Genomic DNA, 23,314 nt, shown 5'->3' with positions numbered 1-23,314 from the left:
ATTTACTTCTGCGTTGCTTCAATAAGCTGATTGTTATTTTGTTCAGTGTTACGTTGGCGAAATTGTCGTTTCTTGCCCACGCCTATAGCGATTAAGCCAATCACTAAAATCATAATGACCATCAATACCGCTGAATAGGTTATAGCCAATGCGTATTCACCATTTTCGACTCTACCCATAATGTAGGCTGTCGCCATATTGTGACGCGCGCTAACTAGGAATATCACCGCAGATACGGCTGTCATTGCGGTAACGAAAGCATAAATGGTTGCTGTGAATATCGCAGGTTTAATCATCGGTAAGACAACGTTTCTAAGCGTGGCAAAACTTCCAGCCCCCATAGTTTGGCTTGCCTCTTCCATAGACTTATCAATCTGAGACAGCGCTGCGACACCCGCACGCATGCCTACAGGCATATTTCTGAATGCAAAACAGATAATCAATATGATCAATGTCCCCGTCATATCTACAGGAGGTACATTAAACGCAGCGACATAAGACACACCAACGACAGTACCCGGAACAGCAAAGCTCAGCATCGTCATGAATTCAAATTGACGTCGTCCGTAAAACTGCTGCCTAGTGATTAACCAAGCCGTTAAAATTCCAAGCACCGCTGTAATTGGTGCTGCAATTCCTGCAACCCAAAGTGTTGTCTTTAAAGAGTTCCAAGCTGACCCATAAAGCTCAATACCACTGGTACTGATTTCGAAAGAGAAAGCGGTAGATAGGTGCTCTATCGAGGGAGTGAGATCCCACCGACCAATGTCTTTCACCACACCGCCAATCAAAACAATACTGTAGATTGCAAGCGTAAGTAGAATGAACGGAACGACAAAACCTGCTGCGCCATTTTGCAGTGTCTTCGGCAGTGGAGCGACCACACCAGCGTCTGATTTTCCCGTTACCGTCACATAGCTCTTTTCACCCAACCAACGTTTTTGTAGCCAAAAGGCCGCTAATGTTAGTCCAAGTAAAATGATAGAAAGAACCGCTGCGTTGGTTAAATCGTAACGCGCACCGACGACTGCAAAGAAGATCTTCGTTGATAAGACCTCAAAATTACCACCCAGAACAATGGGGTTACCAAAGTCAGATAAGCTCTCTATGAATGCCAAAAGAAACGCGGCCGCAATGCCAGGTTTCAAAAGCGGAAGTGTCACGCGATAGAAACTATGAAGCGGTTTTGCGCCCATCGTTTGAGAAGCTTCCTCAAGCGTCGGGTTTATTGACTCTAAAGCCCCTTGAATCACAAGGAATGTAACAGGCGTGAACGCTAAGACTTGTGCCATTAATATGCCGGGTAAACCATATAACCAACGCGTAGGACGAACATCAAATAGATCAGCAGTGAACCCGGTGATTAACCCGCTTCGACCAAAGAGCACAATCAATGCAACACCAACGACGAAAGGCGGTGTGATGATTGGAAGAATGGATAACCCGCGAAGTAGCTTTTTATATTTGAAATCGGAACGTACAAACAGTAGTGCCAACGCTAAACCAATAATCGTGGATAGCGATGCCGCTAGCGTCGCAAGGATTAGAGAGTTAATAACAACACCACAACGTCCACTGCCAGTGAAACATCTTAGTTGCCATAATTCGTTTGAGGTAACTCGTGGCAAAGCATGAGCAACGCCCCAAGAACCATCAGGTTGAATGAACGCCGTTAATATCAACTTACTGATAGGGAAAAAGACAAACGTAATTAGTAGTGCAGAGATAAAGACTATTGCCGCGCTAGCAAATCGATCGCCTTTACAAAGACCAAATGACGCTAGTACATGAGACAGAAACCCTAGGCAGCCAACGAAAAAAGTGTATCCACCCCACCCCAAACCAGTTTGTCCATTAACCGATGAAGGGAAGACACTTTGAACGAGGCCTAACTCAGTCCCATTTAAAGGAATCGCGAATGCTTGAAATATGGCAAATGCAAGACCAACTATACTCACAGCAAGGGTGTCTATTCGATTAAATTGGCGGTTAAGCAATGAGGTCAACGAAAGGATCAATGGTGTTAATACACACAACCATAACCATGTTGATCCATTGTTCGCATTAACAAGCGCACTATCAACCCAAGCACTGTGCTCAATTGATGGCGTTTTATACCATGGCATCACCACTGTTGCGATGAGCATGATAAAGAGCCAGCTTGCGCCAGCTCTTTGATTATTATTGATATTAAGCATTAAAGTAGTGACCCAATCTCATCATCCCAACGCTTAAGTAGACGCGCTCGTTCATCTGATGAACCGTAAAGTTTGAAATCATAATCAATTAACTTTATATCCGACAATTTTGGCGCCTGAGGCGATGTTTTCGCTTGTTTATTAGAGGGAACTTGGTAAGAGTTCGCTTCAATGGCAAGGCTTTGGGCATCCGCGGTTAACGCCCAGTCATACCATTTTTTTGCAGCTTCTGGGTTTGGTCCATCTTTGATTAAGCTCATTGAGCCAATTTCATAGCCCGTTCCTTCACAAGGAGAAACCGTTACGATAGGAGCGCCCTGCGCTGACTGAGCGACTGCATCATGCATAAATACGATACCAACGGCTGTTTCACCCGTCCCTGCAGCACGAATAGGTGCACCACCAGATTGAGTATATTGGTTAATGTTGCCGTTTAATTTAGTTAGGTATTCAAACGCCTCATCTTCACCAAATAGCTGAACTAATGTCGCGAGTAGCGTGTAAGCTGTGCCAGATGAATTTGGGTTAGCTACTTGAATATCATCTTTTAAGTCTGAATTGAGCAAGTCAGCCCAACATTGAGGTTGATCCTTACGTATTAGATCTGTGTTGTAACCAAACCCAAGTCCGCCAGCATAAACACCAACCGTTTTATAGTCTGATGCTTCTGCCTGACTAACAGCCCAGTCTTGTAGTTGATTAAGCTTTGGAGACTTATAAGAAACTGTTACGCCCTCTTCAGCTGCTTGCAAATGTGGGTCACCTGTACCTCCCCACCAAATATCACCACGCGGCTGACCACTTTCAGCGCGAATTTGAGCGTAAGTTTCACCAGAAGAACGACGCGTCATCAATACGTTGATACCTGTTTCTCGCTGGAACGAATCAGCCATAATTCGGCACCAGTTATCATCAACTGAACAGTACACTACGACTTCTTCATTTGATGCAGAAGCTTGCATTGGAGCTACGGTAGCCGTCACGGCTGCAATAGCACTAAGGGCAAAAAATGTGTTTTTCATACTAGGGTCTCTTAGTTTTAAACTGGGGTAATTAATCTGCTTTAGTCCATTGAGAATGGTCTGTCCAAACAACGCTTGGGTTAGAAGGCTCATCATCATTTTCTAGTAACCACGTACGCAGCTCTTCGGAATAACGAGTCACAATCAAATCTACATTGGCGTTATGAAGTTCAGTCCAAATCTTCGCATTGATCTCATCATTGCCTTCAGGTGAAGACCAAAAACGGATTTTTTGATTATTCTGAGCGGCGATGTCGGTAATTTCTTGTAATCGATGCAGCGCTTCTTGAGGCCAATCACCCGCGCCGTAGAAATTTCCGTATTTGTCTTGATCGAAGTAATTAAAGTTGCTGCTTATGAGTGGCATTAACCTTGAATCTAACTCTTCACCAAGGTGATTCATTCGACCATCCAAAAACGTATACCGATAAGGAGCAGCACGCATCTCATCAATAATATGATCACTACCCGAAAGTATTACAGTCACCGCTTTTTCCGTCACCATTTCACCGTCATAGTGGGTGAAAACATCACTGTATTGAGATAAGACTTTTTCAATTTCTAGCCACGTAATAACTTTTTCATCGTTACTGGATTTGACGTCCACTAATAGGATATAGCTTTCATCCCAGCCTTTATAGAATTGGCCGCCGTTAGCTCTGACTTGCTCTACGATAGGTTTAACAAATGTCTCTTCGAATGACCATTCGTATTCGGTCATCCATTCAGAGCGTCCAACCAATGGTTCGTCATAGACCTCTCTTCCATTACGGAAAAACACTTCTATTTGAGATGCACCAAACTGATTAGCGATATTTTGTTCGTACGGGTTATCTAGCAAATAATTAGTCCCAACGATTGCACGAGAGACAGGAACTACTTTTGGCTCTAGATCGATGTCAGATCGATCATCATTACTGCTTTTACATGCAGCCAACGTTAATGCTAACGTCGTCAAAGACGCGACTTTAATTAAATTTTTCACAAGTTACCTCAAAGGAAATAATAGAGTTGAAGGAAATTAAATTCTGATTAATTCCAGTTAGGATGGTCACGCCAATCAACACCCGGTGTCGCGTGATTTTTGTCATTTTCTAATAACCAATCATGCAATGCTTGTTGATGGTCGGTATTTATGAAATCAACATTTGCTTCAACCAGTTCACTCCAAATGTGATTGTTCATATGGTCAATCCCTTCAGGGGTTGCCCAAAAGCGAATCTTTTGGTGGTTAGCGTGTGCAATATCCGTTACGCGTTTAAGCTCTTCTTTTGCTTTTTCTGGCCACTCGCCTTTACCAAAGAAATAACCGAAATCGTTTTGGTTAAAATAGCTAAAGTTATTACTGATAAGAGGCATAAGCGTTGCGTCAGTCTCTACACCAACATCCTCAATGCGACCATCAACAAAAGAATAGCGGTTTAGAGCTTCTCGCATTTCTTCAATTGGGCGGTTACCCGAAATAATGGCTGTAACTGGACGCTGCTGAACGCCAATTTTATGGTTATATCTTGTAAATACATCAGGATACTGAGCCAGTACATCTTCAACTGCTAACCAGGTTGAAATAGCTTCTGTTTTGATATCAACAAGTAGTACTACCGAATAATCCCAATTCTCGTAAAAATGACCATTCGCACGAACATGCTCAACGATTGGTTGGATGTACATTTCATCAAATGACCACTCAAGCGCGGTTTCCCATTTATCATGTGCGATTAGTACTTCGCTAAACGTTTCATCCCAAAAAACATCCGCCTCAAAACTGCCGAAACCTAGCTTAAGGGCTCCGTAAAAAGGGTCTTCTAAATGGTAATCGTTGTGAGAGTGGGTACGAATCGTAAGTTGTTTCTCTTCATCGTTAACTTGGTATGAAGGTGAATCAGAACTGTATACACCTGCGCTTAACATGGCAGACAGTATTGCCACACTCTTAATTAATTTACTCAAAATATGCCCTTACCTTGATATTGACCACTACATTGCACAGCTGTGCAATTCAATGTGGACAATATTGGCATGAGCTAATTTCAGTTTTATTAAAGAAAAATAAACGAACGTTTACAAATATAAGTAACTATTGACAGAAGATATAAACTAGATCACTTGATATAAATATATGATGGAAACTTACTAAATTACTAATGTTTAATTATTTATTAATACTAAATAATTACTAAAATATATAATCAACTCCAACAATTTATAGTGTGCAGGTTATTAATATTAGATTTATAAGAAACAGAAAACAAAAAGCGACCATGAATAATGGTCGCCTTTCGATTTTATACTGAGCTACGAGCTATATAAGCATTAAGCCATTCTCTGGCCCGGAGTCCAACGTGCTAACTCAGGGTCCAATTTAATACCTTGAGCAGTCAACAGGTTCACACGAGCAAGATAAGCAGCACCGTGCATCAAGTGCTTCGCAAGGTCAACCGCATTACGTTGTGTGTAATCATCCAAGTAGCTGTCTTTCGCCCATTCGTTAAATGCGCCAAGAGCAGGGCCAGCCCAAACTTGGTAATCCATCTCACGCCCCAGTTCACCTGTATTGGACCAACGGCTTGATAAGCCAAGATACCAACGGAAGATCAGTGCCATTTTACGCTTAGGGTTACCTTCAGCACGTTCAATCTGTTTCGGATCACGTTCATTGAAGTGAGCAACCGTACCCGCCCAGATATCGTCTAGCGTTGAGCGGAATACTTGCTTCTCTAGTTTTTGACGCTCATCAGCTGGGATCGCTTCGATAGAATCGTAACGCGTGTAAATTTCGTAAAGCTTATTTGCACGCATTGGGAACAAGGTTCCACGCTTAACTACTTGAAGCTTAACACCCATTTCAAACATATCCGCAGCCGGGGCCATGGTTACGTCTGCCATTTCAGTCGTTGCTAGCAGCTTACGAGTATGTTCACTTGCACCAGCCTCAACACATGCTTGGTTGATAGAACCAGTAACAATGTAAGCTGCGCCCATGTTGAATGTTGCTAATGCCGCATCAGGAGTACCAACACCACCACCACAACCTACGCGAAGTGGTGTCTTAAAGTTGTATTCTGCTTGAATCTTATCTTTAAGCGCTAGAATCGTCGGAAGAAGAGTAACCAACGGGCGGTTATCCGTATGACCACCAGAGTCTGCTTCAGCGGTAATGTCGTCCGCCATAGGAACAAGCTGCGCCAGCTCCATCTGCTCTACGGTAATACGGCCTTCGTCAACCAGACCTTGTAACATTTTAATTGGTGCTGGTTGCATGAACTTACTTGCCACTTCAGTACGGCTTACTTTCGCGATCACTTTATTAGCGATTCGAATCTCGTCTTTTGCGTCTCGGCTAAGACCTGCAGCGCGGTATTGAACGATCTGAGGTGTTAGACCCAAGAAAGCTGAAGCTTCAACCGTGTGGACACCATGCTTTAAGAATAGCTCTACGCTACCACGCTCTAGTGCTGGTTCACTTGGACTGTGGATCAAGTTGAACATGTAAGGGCCGTTTGGCAGTGCCGCTTGAATACGGTTAATCGCCTGTTCTACGCGCGAAGGAATAAGTCCTGCCGCGCCAAATGAACATAGAATACCCGCTTTACCAAGAGCAATAACTAGCTCTTCAGAAGAGATACCATTCGCCATTGCACCCGCATAATACGCGTACTTAACGCCATGGAAGCGACGGAAGTCTTCATCACCTAAGCTTTGAGTACCAAGAGCGGGTGCAAATGCACTCACTGGGTGCGTATTTGCAGAGCTTGCAGAGTCACCTGATGTGATTTCAGCTTTCTGGCTAACGCCTAAGCCTTTCTCAGGGTGATTAATAACGTAGCAACCAAGACTCATGTCTTTAAGTGCAGTCGCCATTGCTGCTGTATCGAAATGCGTTGTACGCTCTTCAATCTGCCAAGGCCATGGAGAAAGCTTTTCGTTGTTCATTGTTGTTTGTGTCGTCATTTTAGTTTTTCTTCCTAATTCTTTTTCTTACCAACATGAGCTTGGCTTACGCTTCTTCAATACTGTCGGCTTCTTGAAGACAGATCGCGATGTCTTTTAGTTCGTAGATACGAAGACCGTCTTTACTCAGGTTCGCGTCACCAACAATGATCTTCTTGCCGTCTTCATCTTTGATTGCTGTGATGTGTACATCAAGAGACATTTGTTTGTTCAACGGGTTAATCTGACCACGGTACTTCCACTTCACTTCAGATTGAATTTGACCAAACTTAGGATTACGGAAACCTGCACCTAAATCTTTGTTCAGCGCGTACGTTTGCATTAGCTCAATGATCGCTTCAACACCTAGTGAACCTGGCATTACAGGATCTTGATGGAAGTGGAACTGGAAGAACCAATCGCTAGGGTCGATAGTACGCTCAGCGTATAGGTAACCAAGACCAGACTTACCGCCATCGCTTGTGATTTGAACGTTATCGATAAAGTTCAAACGACCACCAGCAAGTTTGTAGTGCATTTGTTCTACGCCCGTTGCTGAAACTGGAGCGTTGAAGTAACGGCTCGTCTTATCGAGAAGGTCAATGCTAACATCAGGTGTGCGGTTGTTATCAACATGCCAAGGTTGAGTAACCTTGCCGTTATCAAGACCAAGTTGATCTTTAAGCGCCGCGCCTTTGAAGTAACCAAATACGGCTGTACCTTCGTAGAAAGGAACACCATCGGTGCTTAGCTCAAAGCTAAAGCTTTGAACGATGTTAGTACCCATCATTACCGTTGAAAGTAGACGTGAGTCATTGGTAATTGTTTTGCCGCGTAAATCGACGTTACGTAGCATCTTGCCGCTACCATCGAGGTTACGGAAGAATAGCTCTTCACCAGGGAAACCAAGAGTTGTACCCATGTAGCCAGAGATGAAACCGTTTGGCTGAAGTGAGATCTCCATTAATACCGAATAAGGCATTAGAGTTTCATGGCTATTCTCGTCGAAATACCATGCATTCGCTGGTACTTCATATTCTGCGATACACGATGATGGCTTTTTAAACTCACCACGTTTACCTTGAATATCTACAACACGAGTCGTTAACTGCAGATCACCACATGGAGTACGTGGTGGGATCATACCTCGATAGATTGAGAAATCAGGGCCGAAGCATTTTTCAATATCGCCCGTTGCAAATTCAAACATATGGTAAGGCGTGAACGGAACAGTATCCGGAGTACGGTTCGGGTAATCAGGTGTTACTGGTGCTTCAACGTGTTGAAGCGGAACAACGCCTTTATTTGTTGCCGTGCCTAAATCTTCAATTTGAGCCATTAAAGGTGCATTCACTGATGCTTGTTGGCTTACCGATTTATCTGCAACAACAGATTTTACTGAACTAGAAGCAGTTGAAGTTGTTTCTGCGAAAGGAATCGTTGTCTCATCCGTCACCACGTAATCACCAGAACCAATGTAACGAGTACACTCTTCATCTTCACGGATCATCACACCCAAGTTTTGGAAATCAACAATGACTTTACCGTTTAGTAAAATATCAATGTTTGCTTTCGCGTATGGACGTGGGCTCAAACCAATTTCCGTCACTTCCATGCGGTAAGTTAGCTCAGCAGATTGAGGAAGAACTTGGCCACGACAGCGTACTTGCTGTGGTGCATTCTCTAGCGGTTGGAATCGACCGTTCTGCACTAACGTATGCATACCTAGGTGCATCATGAAGAACTGTAGTAACTGCCCACAACCTTCTGCCATTAACGAACCAGCCATTACCGAGTCATCTTTAAAGTGACATGGGAAATACCAATGTTCAGGCTCTAATTGCTTATGGCCTTCAATTAAGCCAAGTCCCCATGTACCACCTTGTGGTTCAACACGGCTGACTTTTTCAATCATCATAAACTTCTCAGAGCTAAAGCACAGTGAAGGCTGATGGCGATCTGATTTGTGAGTCGGGCCAAAACATTCCGCAATATTTGCAGTAAGCAGATGGCGTAGTGATTGGTTATCAAACTCAGTTTTAGGGCAATGTAAGATTGGGTCAAAACGCTGTTTAGTCGCCAGCTTACGAGTTTTGATCTCTTCTTCGGTGTGAATCACGCCTTTACCATCAGCCAGTTCTTCATCAGTGAAGAAACCTGCACAACCGTTGTCCATTTTCAGGATCATCTTATCGCCAACGAAACATTCGTAAGAGAAGAAGAACAGCAGTGTATCGCCATTGCGAGCATAGTTATTGATAGAGATATCGTAACGTAGAGTATCGCCACCGCGAGGTAAATCGCCTAGGAACGTTAGAGTACAATCAAGAAGACGATAAACACGCTCACCTTTGTTTTCAAAATCGATGCCCAAGTAGCTGATCAACATCAGGTCACATTGGCCAGATTCAACAGCCACTGCCCATGGTATTTGGCCATCGACAAGGTAAGGCGCATCAACTGGAATATCGTATTCCGTCGTCATTGTGCTTGGCTTGTACTCATTCATTGTCGCGTTTAGCTTAGTAACACGAGATACTAGAAGGTAATCGGTCGTAGGCAGTCTTACACGACGTGAATAGCTATCAATGATTGCGTAATCAGGACCGAATACATTGGCAATGTCACCCTCAGCGTATTCAACCAAGTCGTCGTAATTCCAAATACATGGTTTAAGGACAGGCTTAACCGGCGCTGCTTTGTCTGGCGAAGAAAGAACATTCACTGGTTGCGTTACAGGTGCGCTAGCCACACCGTTTTGAATCTCCAATGTTTGAACACTATCGCTTAACAGAGCACTATCAATACCCGTTGTAACGGCATTTAATTGCGCCTTTAATAGTGCATCAGCTATTTGAAGGCCTTGTGCACGGGTCTGTAGAAACGCTTTGTGCACTTCTTGAGTCAATTGTTGATTTTGATTGAACGCTGAAATCTGAGGTGCGTTCTCTTTAGCGGATAGGACTGTAGTCATATTGCTGTGATTACCTGTAATCGAATTCGGCGAAGTCGTCGCCAAAGTTGCAGAAGAATGTAAAGGCTGTGCCGTTGTAAGCTGTGGCGTCTCTATTTGTGCCGTCTCTTGCAGTGGAGCTTCAGCATGTTGTAGAGTCACAATATTCGATTGCGCTAATGTCGCGACCGTTGCTTGTCTGTTCGCTGATTTACCTGCTGACTTTTGTTGGATCTGATTCAAATCAGCTAACGGTGTTTCCGTGATGTGCTGATAAATATCGCGTCCACCCAGCGCTACTGACTTAACTAATTGACGCTTACTGTCACTTGGCAACTCATTACTTAAACGGCCATTCAAAGATTGAGATTCAACGTTTGACTGAGTTAACAATAATTGAGAACACTGCCCTTCACTGATGTTTGCCACAACTGCTCTTTTCGGTGCGCTAACATTCACAGGCGATTGAACATTTAAGCTCAATAAACCATGAATAAGGCTCGCCATGCCAGATGCAGATGAACAATGGCCAACACGTTCACTCGCATGAATTGGTGTTGCAGCGCTTAACGTACTCGTTAATTGGCTAGTCGTTTGATTTTCAGCTGCTTCATTGAGTTCAAGAAGAGAAACCTCATTTGAACTTACACCTACGCGTGTTAGAAGCTCGTCAGTCACCACGTGTTCACGTTGACTAGAGCCAAAGGCCAAAGCACTTATCTCACCGTAAGCTTGGCATTGGGTTGATTCCGCGTGTGCTTGATCAACCAGAACAAGAGCACCCGCACCCTCACCGACTTTCCAACCATTATCGTTGGCAGTTAAAGCGACTGGCGTAATGCTGTTTCGTAGTAATACATGTTCAGCACTACCGCTTAAGTCTACTGCGGCAATAACGACTGCATCAATTGACTCTTGTGACATTAGGTTTTCAGCAACATCGATACAACGCGCAACAGATTGCTCCGCAGCGGAAATAGTAAAGGCTGGTCCATTGAAGTCCCACAATGATGAAATTCGAGACGCCATGATATTGCCAATGAAACTGGTGTACTGATTCAGCTTCGCTGCATCCATCACACTATCCATCGCAATGGTTTCAAGCGCTTTGTATTCAGCTTCCGTTAAATCAATACCCATGTTAGAAAGGCTATCAGCTAGCTGACTGTGCAAGTTTACACGTCCACGGAACTGATGCATTTCCAGTTCAGTTTCCATCGCTACTAACACTGCAACTTTTTGTCCTGCTTCTAACTTGGCATCGCGAATCGCTTCATCAGCTACTTTCATTAGAAGTAGTTGCTGCGAGATCAAACGATCGTCTTCATTTGGTGGAACTTTAAAGCGTAAAAAATCAAGATCAAATTGGTCAATGTAGGCACCACTAGGGACGCCATGTAAACCAAGCTTGCTTAACAGCTCTGGATGTTGATCTAAACCTTTCCAACGTTTCTTCGGCAGTTCAATGAACGCGTTCGAGTTTGATTTAATCGCACTATCAAGCTCACACACACTTTTTAGGGAACCAAAGTGAGATGCTAGGCCTGTTATCTTCAATGCAGAAGTTGCGGCGTTAGTACTAGGCTGCTGAACCGACACATTGTTGCTACTGTTTTCTGAATAGGCTTCAAGTAATAAGTGGGCGTTACAACCACCAAAGCCAAACACGGATACGCCAGCACAACGTTCTGAGTTGCCTGCTTTATCTGGCCAAGACTGAACTTGTTTCGGTAAAGTTTGCGTACCGAATAGACCATCTGGAGAAGATAGAGGGGTATCAAGATTAATACTTGGCGGTAAAACGCCTTCCTTCATAGCAAAGATCATTTTCATGATCCCTGGCATACCCGCTGCTGTAAGCAAGTGGCCAAGGTTTGATTTAGCGGAGCCAATCAGTGGCACGCTAGATCCCTGCAACTTGTCCGTAAAGAAGCGCTCCATTGAAGTCAGCTCTACTTTGTCACCCAGCGGTGTACCCGTAGCGTGACACTCAATCACTTCTATGCTTTCAGGTGATAAATCTGACGCTTCGTAAGCACGTTCAAATGCTTGTACTTGGCCTTTACTATTTGGACTCAATACGAACTGGCCACGGCCATCGTTTGATAAACCAATACCACTAACAACGGCGTAAATATTGTCGCCATCACGCTCTGCATCAGCGAGACGTTTTAGAACTAAAACACCTGCACCTTCACCGGCGAATAGACCTTTACTGTTGCTATCAAATGGGACTGATACACCATGGTCTGGATAAGCATGGAATATAGAGAAGCCCATGTTAATAAAGAATGGATCAGCGCCAGATACAGCACCAGCCAACATCATGTCAGCCTTACTCGTATTAAGGTAATCGCAGGCAAGCTTTAATGAATAGACCGAACTTGCACATGCTGCATCTAAGCTTAACTGTACATTGCCAAGGCCTAATGCATCAGCAACCAACTTCGACGCGTTATGAGCAGCGGCTCCATTGATCGCATTGAGTGGCTGAGGTTGCTCATTGGTTGGCAATAACTGGAAGTTTTCGTTTGAAAGCTTCGTCTTCAGCGCCTTCTCTACCACTGAATGGTACATAGGTAGGAACAGGTCGTTAGAGCGTGTCGTTGGGAACGATAACGCGCCCATAATCACACCCGTTCGCTCTAGTACATCAGCGCTGATATCAACTCCAGCATCTACTAGGGCTTTACGGCTAGTGTCCAGTGCCCATAAAAAGCTTTGATCGACACCTTTGAATGACTCTTCCGTTACGCGGTAACCTGAACTATCGAAGCTGAAATTTTCAATATAGCCGCCTTTATCACAATAAAAACGGTCAGACTCACCTTGAACACCTTGGTAATCATTTGGTGTTGCGCCAAGTTTTTCAGCGCTTAACGTTGTACGTGAATCTTTCTTATCAAGTAGGTTCTGCCAAAAGTCATTTGGCGTATCTGATTGCGGGTATTGATTGGCAATACCAACAATTGCAATTTTATTGCATTTCACTTTATCTTTCTGAGAACTCATATCGGCTCTCCTTGGTGATTATTTGCTTGATTCTCTGCTGCATGGCTACTGTTAGGTGAGTTCGTTGCAGATAAATCACGCTGGAGCTTCGCGTTATTTATTTGCAGCTCTAAGCCTTCAAGAAGCGGTGAGACAGACAGCGGAATTTGGTGAGTAATTAGCTGACCAATGCATTTCAATAGCGTAGTGATGTCTTCACCACCCTTCGCATTCGCCGCCACAGTGCAATACCCGTTAGCCACCTCATCAGTACGATTAATCTTGTCGATTAGCGTACTTGTTTGACGGTCAGCCCCTACTTCGATAAACAGACGAGCTCCCTGTGTACGGGCACTACGAATCAATGAAGTAAAGTCTAATGTCGAACAAAACGTATTAGCAATTGAAAGTGCAATGCTTTGACTGTCGATATCAACTGGACGATTTTGGTCGGCACTAATAAAGCGAATATGCTCAGGCAGTTCATCAAATACTGGTTGCGTGTAGAACTCACGTATCTGCTCATGCTGACTCCAAGCTGGGGTAGTATGCATCGCTGTTACACGGTTAGCTGGAATTCCACGCTTGCCTAACTTCTTAAGAAGTGCGCGGCACGTTTCTTCACAACCTGCTAGAACACAAGTATCACCTTGAACAATGGCTAGATAAGCACGTGGAAACTCAGGTAGAAAAGCTTCAATAGAAGCAGCATCACTGCGAACAACAAAGCTATTCCACTTAATTTTTTCAGCAGTGCTTAATTGCCAATTCTCACGTACCGCAGTTAGCTCACCTGAAATCGCGGTGGTGAATATTGGGCTGGTTTGAGTCATCTCAATCAGTGCGTGTGGGTTTTTCCACACTCCCAAACTTGCCCACATTGATGCTTCGCCTTTGGAATAACCTAACGCGAAGTCCGGCTTCACTGCGAAATTTTCACACAACAATTGAGTCAGAATATAGCTACTGCCCACACCCGCTATAGCAAGCTCACTCAGTGACAGCTCTTGCGGCTCATCAGCGTAAGTTTTACTCGCTTGCAGCATTTCCTCTAGATCACCTTCACGCTCTAAACGAGCAAAAAGCTGTGGGAAATATTGGTGAAATTCACGAAGCAACCCCGAATAGACAGTGCCTACACCTGGGTAAACAAATGTGACTCCACCTTTGCTGTTTGGATCTGGTGAAAAACAGCTACCAGCAGGCGTTTTGTAATGACCGTTTTCAGCCATTACTTTGCTCAGTGAGCTTTCTAACGCAGAGATCTCTTTTAACGCAGACTCTACCGATACCGCTTGAATGACAATATCAGCACAAGCAGCATTTTTAGAACCAGATGTCTGATACTGCTTAAGGTTAGAATGCATTAACTCAATCAGTTCAATCGCTTTAAACTCACTAGAGTCACTTAAAGGCAAGTCACTAAGCTGTACTTTTAGTTGAGCTAGAGCGGATCTAAGTTCCGTTTCATTTGAACCACTAACGACGAACATTATTCTCTCTTCAGAAAGTAATGGTTTGGCGGGCTGTAGCCCTGTCGCTTGAGTTAAAATTAAACTTGTTGAACCTTCACTTTTGCTATTAAACGTTAGCGAAGCAACACGAGCTTTATTCGGTTGTGTAAACCAATAACGATTTGCTAGTGCTCGACCTGATATAGCGGTAAGCACACCAAACAGCTCAGTGAATTGTTGCGTAGAAGTAATTACATCAAAGTCACGATCATAGCTAAGGTCTTCATGTTGACGTCGGGCGTGTGAAAGCGCCTCTTCGACACTTTCAGCTTTTGTTGCACTATTTTCACAAAAACCAGCAAAGTACGCATGAGGATGAATTTTGCTTTTCGCAGCACTCAATGCGTTTAACATTAAGATACTATTTTTCATCTCACCATTAATGGAATCGGTAGTTAGCTCAACAACATGACCTTGAGACACCGCTTCAATAGCGCTATTAATCGATAGATTGAAATCATCACCGACCACTATTTTTTGAACAGTAGGAAGTGAGGACAGTAAGTCGGCAGAAAGCCCAGCGGCGTTTGCAGGCTGAGCTAAAAGAGCGATGCGCAAAGGCATCGCTTTATTAGAAGGAACAGTCACTATGAGGATAGCTCCTTTTCTGTCTTAGAATCAGCTGCCTTAGACTTTTTTGTCTTTTTAGCTACCGATTTAGTCTCAGGTTGATTCGCTAAGAAGGCATCATTAAGCGTTTTACTGATGGTCACTTTCGCCCCATTCATAACAGCACTTAATCGACCATCTTGATGATAAAGGGCGATATTCGCTTGCAGTGAACGAGCGGTACTCTTGATCACTTCAAGTTCTAAATAGCCTTTATCTCCTGATTGCATTGGTGAATAACAGATCATCTCACCAATTGCCGAAGGAAGACTTGCTGAACCGTACTTTAGACGAGCCCAAACTAGCATCGCTTGTAACAGATAATCTTCTGTAAATGGCTGGCTATCACCAAATGCATTTTTTGCAATGAAAGATCCGCAATCACTATCAGCAACAGTTGGCATTTCGCATTGGGCTAACAAGCCTTCGTCGTCAAAACGCTCTACCGTTTTAATGCCTTGTAGTGTTGGCCCGTGAAATAACGTTCCATCACTGTACAAAGTTTCTACAGTGGCTATTTTTGAGTCTGAGCTAACATCAAAATGCTTAACTAATGAAGCCGGTACGTCGCTTGCCACCTGAGCATCAGCAACCAACAATTCAGCTTGGTATTGCGGACGACCTTGGCAACTGATCAACGCTTTTATCTCGTCAGTCTTAGCCGAAGCTTTTGAAGCCATAGGTGACAGTGTCACCGTTAATTCTTGTACTTCATCAGTGTCAAAGATTACGCCTTTGAGCAACTTGTAGTTGCGAACGCTGACGTTCGCCCCTATCAATTGCTGCGCTGTTTCACGCATCCATTGGATTGCACACACTGTCGGTAACACAGGGTTACCGGCAATGCAGTGATCCTTGATGAAAGGCAGAGCCTTTGGATCAAGGATACGTGTCACAGTGATGCTTGTTTTCAGCGGACTCTTTGCAAGATGCATAGACTCCGCATTAAGCTTTTTTACAGAAGCTTCCTCTTCAGCGCCTTGCATGCTTGTACCAACAAGCAATTGAATGCCAGTTTCGCTTAGCAGTTGAGAACTAAACAATTCTGCACCTGCCTGTAGAGGAATCACGTAAACACCACGCTCTTCGAACATTTTTTTCAGTGCCGCGTTTACCATGCCGCCATCCCACGGTCCCCAGTTGAAGCTCATTACTTTCGCTTCTGGGTTACGTGCTGAAAGCTGCAGTGCTGCTTTGTTCAAGATTTCGTTCGACATCGCGTAATCGCTTTGCCCTGTGTTTCCATAAAAACCCGCCGCTGATGAAAACATCGCAACCAATTTCAGCTTGCTGCTATCAAGACCGCTAAGTACTGCTTCTAATCCGCCGACTTTCGTTCCGTAAACCATGTTCAGTTCATCTAACGTTTTGTCTTGAATATGTTTATCAGCCAGTACACCTGCTCCGTGAATCAAGCCAGTGATGTCGTTGAAGTTCGCCAGTGTATTTACTACAGACTCACTGTTCGATACATCAAGACTTAGGTATTCAGCGCTCGCGCCAACTCCACTAAATGCTGCTAAAGCGGCATTGATTTCAAGGCTGCTTAATACAGGCTTAATTAACGCATCGACTTTCTTTGGTGTTGGTTTATCACCCGTCGCTTGCAAATGTGCAATTGCTGCAGGTTTTAGTTGGCTCTCTTGCTTACCTTGAGCCCACTGTGGAAGCTCGCTTTCTGTAACATGCTTACTGCGACCCGCTAGAATGAAGTGAGATTGACACTTCTTAGCTAGTGTTAAGGCACACTCGAACGTTACGCCTTTAGCGCCCCCAGTAACAAGAACCTTGTCGCTCTTACTCAATTTTGCTGCTGTATTTTTTGTTACAGCTTCGCCTGGAGCTGCTGCAATCAATGTTGCACGACCAGATTCACCTTCAACAGCTTCAATTAGGCCGATTTCAACAGTATTAGTATCAATGTCGAAAAGCTCTGCTGTAATAGCTTCAGCTAAGTGGCGAGCATCAAGCGCCAGCGTTGCATCTAGCGCACGACAGAACACGTTTGACCATTCGTGGCTCAACGTTTTAGTTAAACCTGAAAGTGCCGCTTGGTTTAGCTCTGCATTAACTAATTGCTCTGCATCTAGGTAACCAAAACCGCCATCAATACGGCTTAGAGTGAAGAACACGCTACGACCTGACACAGTGTTTAGTTGGCTGTTTAGGTGCTTAGCGAATAAGAACGCGATTGAAAATGACAATTTAGAATCGACATTTAAGTTAACGCCTAACTTAGCTTGATCTTCTTTCGAATTAACTAACGCTTGTAGGTGAACAAAACCAGCAATCACTTTGTTTGAAGATTTTAAGTCTGCTTCAATTGAATTGATAACAGAACTTACACCCGCATCATCAATGCTTTCTAGCGTGTAGCTTGCGATTTCACTATTTAGTGGTGACGCGGCAGATAGTGGACTATGTACTACAGCAACTTGAACGCCGTTAGCAGTCAGCTTTTCTGCTAGAACACCCGCATTATGGCCATCATCGGTGATCACAACACAAGCGTCTTTTGAAAAACAGTCGACCAGTTTATCTACCGCTGGTAGCTTTTTTAGCGCTACCTCATTGTGTGGAGGAAGTTCTGTAGATTCAGAAATAGACGTCACAGTTTGAGTTGCAGACTTTTCAACGTTCGCTACTGGAGCAGACGTTGACAGTTTGCCTTGCATGTATGTAACGATTTCGCCCAGTGTACGACACTCTGCTAGATCTTCAGGGTTTAACTCTGGAAGCGTTGGCAGTTGATCTTGAACCGTGCCAAGGATCTCAACACGCTTGATTGAGTCGATACCTAAGTCTGCTTCCATATCCATTGCTAGGTCTAGCATTTCTGCTGGGTAACCTGTTTTGTCAGCAACCACTTCTAACATTGTTAACTGAACATGCTCAGGGTTTAGACCGTTAGTTGTTGGAGCAGCTTCCGTTTGCACTATTGACGCTTCTTCTACAAGAGCAGGTGCGCTTAGCTTACTGTTCATGTAATCAACGATTTCGCCTAGTGTACGACACTCTGCTAGATCTTCAGGGTTAAGCTCTGGAAGAGTTGGTAGCTCATCTTGAACTGTACCTAAAATTTCAACACGCTTAATAGAGTCGATACCAAGGTCTGCTTCCATATCCATTGCTAGATCAAGCATCTCTACTGGGTAACCGGTTTTTTCAGCAACCACTTCAAGCATTGTCTTTTGAACTGTCTCTGCGTTAAGTCCACCTGTTGTTGCTACTTGAACTTGTTGAGCAGAAGGTGCAGGTACAGCAGATAATTTGCTGTTCATGTAATCGACTATTTCGCCAAGAGTACGACACTCTGCTAGGTCTTCTGGGTTAAGTTCAGGAAGAGTTGGTAGCTCATCTTGAACTGTACCTAAAATTTCAACACGCTTAATAGAGTCGATACCAAGGTCAGCTTCCATATCCATTGCTAGATCAAGCATTTCTGTTGGGTAACCGGTTTTCTCAGCAACCACTTCTAACATTGTCTTTTGAACTGTCTCTGCACTTAGACCGCTAGCGACTGGCGTTGATGCAGGAGCTGCTGTTACAACAGCCGGAACAGCAGATAACTTACTGTTCATGTAGTTAACGATTTCACCCAGTGTACGACACTCTGCTAAATCTTCAGGGTTAAGCTCAGGTAATGTTGGTAGCTCATCTTGAACGGTACCTAGTATTTCTACACGCTTGATTGAATCGATACCAAGGTCTGCTTCCATATCCATTTCTAGATCAAGCATCTCTGTTGGGTAACCAGTCTTCTCAGCAACCACTTCTAGCATTGTTTTTTGAACAAGTGCTGCATCTAAACCGTTTGAAACAGGAGCTGTTTGAACAGGTGTGCTGTTAACTACAGTAGCGCCTGAAGGCATCTTACTGTTCATGTAAACGACGATTTCACCAAGCGTACGACACTCTGCTAAATCTTCAGGGTTAAGCTCTGGAAGGTTTGGCATTTCATCTTGAACCGTTCCAAGAATCTCAACACGTTTGATAGAATCGATACCAAGATCCGCTTCCATGTCCATATCAAGATCTAACATCTCGGTTGGATAGCCAGTCTTCTCAGCAACCACTTCTAGCATTACTTTTTCAGCATCAGCCGATTGTACTTGTACAGGAGCCGGTTGAGCCACTATTGCCGGTGCTGAAGTCTTAGCTGCCATTGCTTGAGTAGCTTGTTGTTGAACAACTGGAGCTGCAGGTTTAGGCGCTTGTGCGACGGCTGGAGCTGCTTGTGTTTTAACAGGAGCAACTTGTGGAGCTACCTGCGTCTTAACTGCTGGTGCTACAGCTTGTGCAACAACAGTTGGCGTGTAAGCAGGAACCGTTACTGGTGCTACGCTTTGAGAGCCTAGAGCACTTAACGCTGAATTGTTGCTTTGAGCTTGCATCTCTAAATAATGCGCGTGAGCTTTCAACGTTTCAGCTTGGTGTTGGTGGAACATGTCCATTGAGCGTTGTAGGCTTTCTGGAACCGAAACGCCTGCTGTCGCCATTTTTGCTTGCTCAGACATTAGCGTATTAAACGTATCGCCGTATTGCTGAGGAATTGCTAAGAACTGCTGATGAACTTCAGCTGCTTGCTGTTGAGCGTTAAAGAACGACTGTAACGACGACTCATCCACAGATACAGACGACGTAGCTTGTACGTTACCTTGAACGTTAGATGCCTGAGTTGGAGTTACTTGAGCAGCAGCTTGTGCTGTTGCTGATACTTGATTTGCTGCAACGGCAACAGGAACTTCTACTATTTCAGTTTTAATCACTTCTTTTTCCACAATCTTTTCGACTTCAACTTTCACTTCAACAATTTCAGTCTTCTCAGTCACTTGTCCAGTAGACAACGACTTGTCCATCTTCTTACGCGTTGATGGGCTGATGTAGTTCGTCGCATTCAATTTGATGTTCATTGGCGACGTAGCTGCTGGCGCTGCAATATCGGCTTGGTATGGGTCAATGTTGTCTAGTGACACGCCCGCTACACAAAGTTGAACCGCTGCTAAGCGCAATTGATGATCACTATCACCTTTAGGGCTTGGGTTAATACTGATCGTGCAAAGCTCTTCGCTTTTATCTGCTAGCGTTTTCTCTACCAGTTTAGTCAGAATGTTCTTCGGTCCGAATTCAACAAACACGCGTGCACCAGCGTCGTACATAGCTTCAAGTTGAGCGCTGAAATGTACTGATTGCAGCATGTGCTGTTTGAAAGCTTTCTTAATTGCCTTCCCATCTTTACTGTGCAGTTTACCAGTCGCGTTTGAATACAATGGTAAAGCAGAAGCACTAAACGTTGCTTTGTCGATTGCAGATGCAAATGGTTTTTGAGCATGAGCAACTAATGGTGTGTGGAATGCACCAGACACTGGTAAAGCAATCGCTTTGAAACCTTGCTCAGTTAGTGCATCAGCGGCTTTTTTAGTTGCATCTGTAGGGCCTGCAATAACAAGCTGAGTTGGCGCGTTGTAATTTGCAATGCTCACACCATCAAACGCAGTAATGCAGCTTTCAACAGCAGATAGTTTATCGGCATCCAAGATAACAGCGTACATTGTGCCGCTGTCACCTTCTTTTGGTGTTGCTGCCATTGCATCGCCACGAGCAAATGCTAATTGGTAGTAATCATCTTGAGAGATAACACCAGATGCACATAACGCGCTTAATTCACCAAAGCTATGACCTGCAACCATGTCCGCTTTAAAGCCTGCTTGAGACATGATCTCGAACTGACCCATTGAAATCGTACCAATTGCACTTTGAGCGTTCGCAGTATTAGTCAATACTGCTTCTTGAGCTTTAGCTGCATCAGTTGTGAATGTTGGAATAGGGAAAAGTACTTGAGACAAAGCTGTCTTCTTGTGTTGACCAAATACCTGATCCGCTTTTGCTAATTGTTGACGCATCTCAGGGTAATGACATGCAAGCTCGCGACCCATGTTTAGGTATTGAGAGCCCTGCCCTGCAAACAATGCTGCAACTTTACTATCAGCACTTGTGAATGCGGATTCTCGGAAAGTCGTTCCATTAGGCAATTGCCATTGTGCTTTCTCTTGGCCGTCAATCATCGAAATAGCTTTTGTAAGCTGCGCTTCAAGATCCGCTTGATCATTGGCAACAAGACCTAGACGAGCATGCGATGCATCAATGTCTCGTACAGCGTATTGAGTAGCAAACTTAGCTAAGTCTTTTTCGTTGTCAGTAAGTTCAGAGACAACCTGCTTTAAACTTGCGGTTAGCGCGCTACGTGACTCTGCACTAAATAGGAACGATTGAGGAACTTGACGCTGACGGTATTTATCACCACGAGCATGTTCCTGTTTGTACTCTTCCATTACAACGTGGAAGTTAGTACCACCGAAACCGAATGAGCTCACACCCGCACGACGTGGCGTACCATCAACACGGCGCATCCAAGGACGCGTTTGAGTATTCAAGTAGAATGGAGAGTTCTCGATCTCTAATTTAGGGTTTGGAGCAGAGACATTGATCGTTGGTGGCAATACTTTGTGGTGCAACGCTAGCGCAGCTTTAATCAAACCAGCCGTACCTGCCGTTGATTTAGTATGACCAATTTGAGATTTAACAGAGCCAAGCGCGATGTGCTGTTTCTCTTCGTTATCTTCACTAAAGACTGAATTTAGACCGCCAAATTCTGCAACATCACCTGCCGCTGTACCGGTACCGTGAGCTTCAAGTAAGCCTAACGTATGCGGAGCAAAGCCAGCGTCATCGTAAGCACGTTTAAGGGCTTTAGCTTGGCCTTCAGGACGCGGAGCATAGATACTCTTAAACTTACCGTCTGAAGATGAACCAACACCCTTAATTACAGAGTAAATTCTGTCGCCATCACGCTCTGCATCTTCTAGACGCTTAAGCGCAACCATACCAATACCTTCACCGATCATCATACCTTTAGAGTCGATGTCGAACGGCTGAATAGTTTCGTTGGTGGTAAATGCAGGTGTCTTAGAGAAGCTCATGTACATCGTTGGTGAGTTATCTGTACAAACACCACCAGTGATCATCATTTCACTGCGACCTTCAACAAGCTCGCTCAACGCCATACGCATAGCAGCTAACGAGCCAGCACATGCAGCGTCAACTACACAGTTAATGCCACCAAGGTCAAAGCGGTTAGCAATACGACCTGAGATAACGTTACCAAGTGAGCCTGGGAACGAGTTTTCTTCCCAGTGGATGTACTGATCTTGGAACTTTTTGATCAGCATCTCGCTGTCTTCGTCACTAATGCCACTGCTCTTGAATACTTTTTTCAATACAGGGTATTGCAGACGAGCGTTCAGGCTCTGAGCGATTTTTTGACCGCCACCAACACCTAACGTAATACCAATTTTATCGCGGTCATAGCCTTCTGGAAGTTTTGCATCTTCAAGCACTTCCTTCGCTACGATAAGCGATAACAACTGAGACGTATCAGTCAGCTCAAGAATATTTGGCGGAAGGCCAAACTCCATTGGGTTGAAGTCTACTTCAGGAATAAAACCACCACGCTTACAGTAAGACTTATCTGGCGTAGTTCTGTCTGCATCGTAGTAATCTTCTGGACGCCAGTGGGTGTCTGGAACTTCAGTGATAGCATCGATTTTTTCGCTAATAAGATCCCAGAATTTGTTCAAATAACGGGAATTCGCAAACATGCTCGCCATGCCAACGATTGCAATCGGCATATCTTTTAGGCGCTTATTAAGACGAGTATCGTCGATAGATTCAGGTTTGGTTGTTTCGGGTTGGCTCATTATGAGTCTCCACTGGACATCACAGAGAGTGATGACATGTTTTGATACGGCGTTTTTAGATACATAGAAAGAAAATCTGTAAAAGATTTATAAAAACACAGCTGAAAATTCTGGTTGCTGAGGTTGTGCAACCAAATATAGATTTGTTTCTTAGAGTTCGATAACTCGTAGGGGGTAATGCTCTTCATAGACGGTGTAAGCATTGAAACGTTAGGTTAAGGTCTGACTGAGCTGGCTTATTAAGTACTTGGTCCTTTAGTACAGCCTTCATTAGCACATTACTTGAAAATGAAATGTTCGTTACTGAAATGCCCATTAAATCCTATCCAAACTATTGCTA

8 protein-coding genes are annotated in these 23,314 nt (G+C 44.1%); all 8 read right to left on the bottom strand.

Annotation, left to right across the window (positions count from 1 at the left end; all coding sequences use genetic code 11):
- Positions 1–2: 2 nt before the first annotated feature.
- Positions 3–2,198, bottom strand: a complete 2,196-nt coding sequence (locus L4C54_RS11565) for an ABC transporter permease (RefSeq protein WP_428808305.1) — start codon at positions 2,196–2,198, stop codon at positions 3–5.
- A complete protein-coding gene (locus L4C54_RS11560; RefSeq protein ID WP_428808304.1) occupies positions 2,198–3,220 on the bottom strand; it encodes an ABC transporter substrate-binding protein in 1,023 nt (340 codons plus the stop codon). The genes L4C54_RS11565 and L4C54_RS11560 overlap by 1 nt, the downstream gene beginning before the upstream one ends.
- A 31-nt stretch (positions 3,221–3,251) precedes the next feature.
- Entirely contained in the window at positions 3,252–4,205 is a 954-nt protein-coding gene (locus tag L4C54_RS11555; protein WP_428808303.1) for a PI-PLC domain-containing protein, read from the bottom strand.
- A 47-nt stretch (positions 4,206–4,252) separates the two neighbouring features.
- Positions 4,253–5,170, bottom strand: a complete 918-nt coding sequence (locus L4C54_RS11550) for a phosphatidylinositol-specific phospholipase C/glycerophosphodiester phosphodiesterase family protein (RefSeq protein ID WP_428808302.1) — start codon at positions 5,168–5,170, stop codon at positions 4,253–4,255.
- A 363-nt stretch (positions 5,171–5,533) separates the two neighbouring features.
- Positions 5,534–7,171 (bottom strand): eicosapentaenoate synthase subunit PfaD, encoded by a 1,638-nt coding sequence (gene pfaD / locus L4C54_RS11545; protein ID WP_428808301.1) that lies wholly within the window; start codon positions 7,169–7,171, stop codon positions 5,534–5,536.
- 46 nt (positions 7,172–7,217) lie between these two features.
- Complete coding sequence (locus L4C54_RS11540) at positions 7,218–13,115, bottom strand: hotdog fold thioesterase (protein ID WP_428808300.1); 5,898 nt, start codon at positions 13,113–13,115, stop codon at positions 7,218–7,220.
- Entirely contained in the window at positions 13,112–15,196 is a 2,085-nt protein-coding gene (locus tag L4C54_RS11535) for a PfaB family protein (protein ID WP_428808299.1), read from the bottom strand. Before L4C54_RS11535 ends, L4C54_RS11540 begins: the two co-directional genes overlap by 4 nt.
- Entirely contained in the window at positions 15,196–22,974 is a 7,779-nt protein-coding gene (locus L4C54_RS11530) for a phosphopantetheine-binding protein (RefSeq protein ID WP_428808298.1), read from the bottom strand. Before L4C54_RS11530 ends, L4C54_RS11535 begins: the two co-directional genes overlap by 1 nt.
- Positions 22,975–23,314 lie beyond the last annotated feature (340 nt).

The sequence above is a fragment of the Vibrio lamellibrachiae genome, from assembly GCF_050337265.1.
Lineage (GTDB): Bacteria > Pseudomonadota > Gammaproteobacteria > Enterobacterales > Vibrionaceae > Vibrio > Vibrio kyushuensis.
The sequence above is the reverse complement of the archived record's forward strand: the minus strand, read 5'-3'. Positions and strand labels throughout refer to the sequence as shown.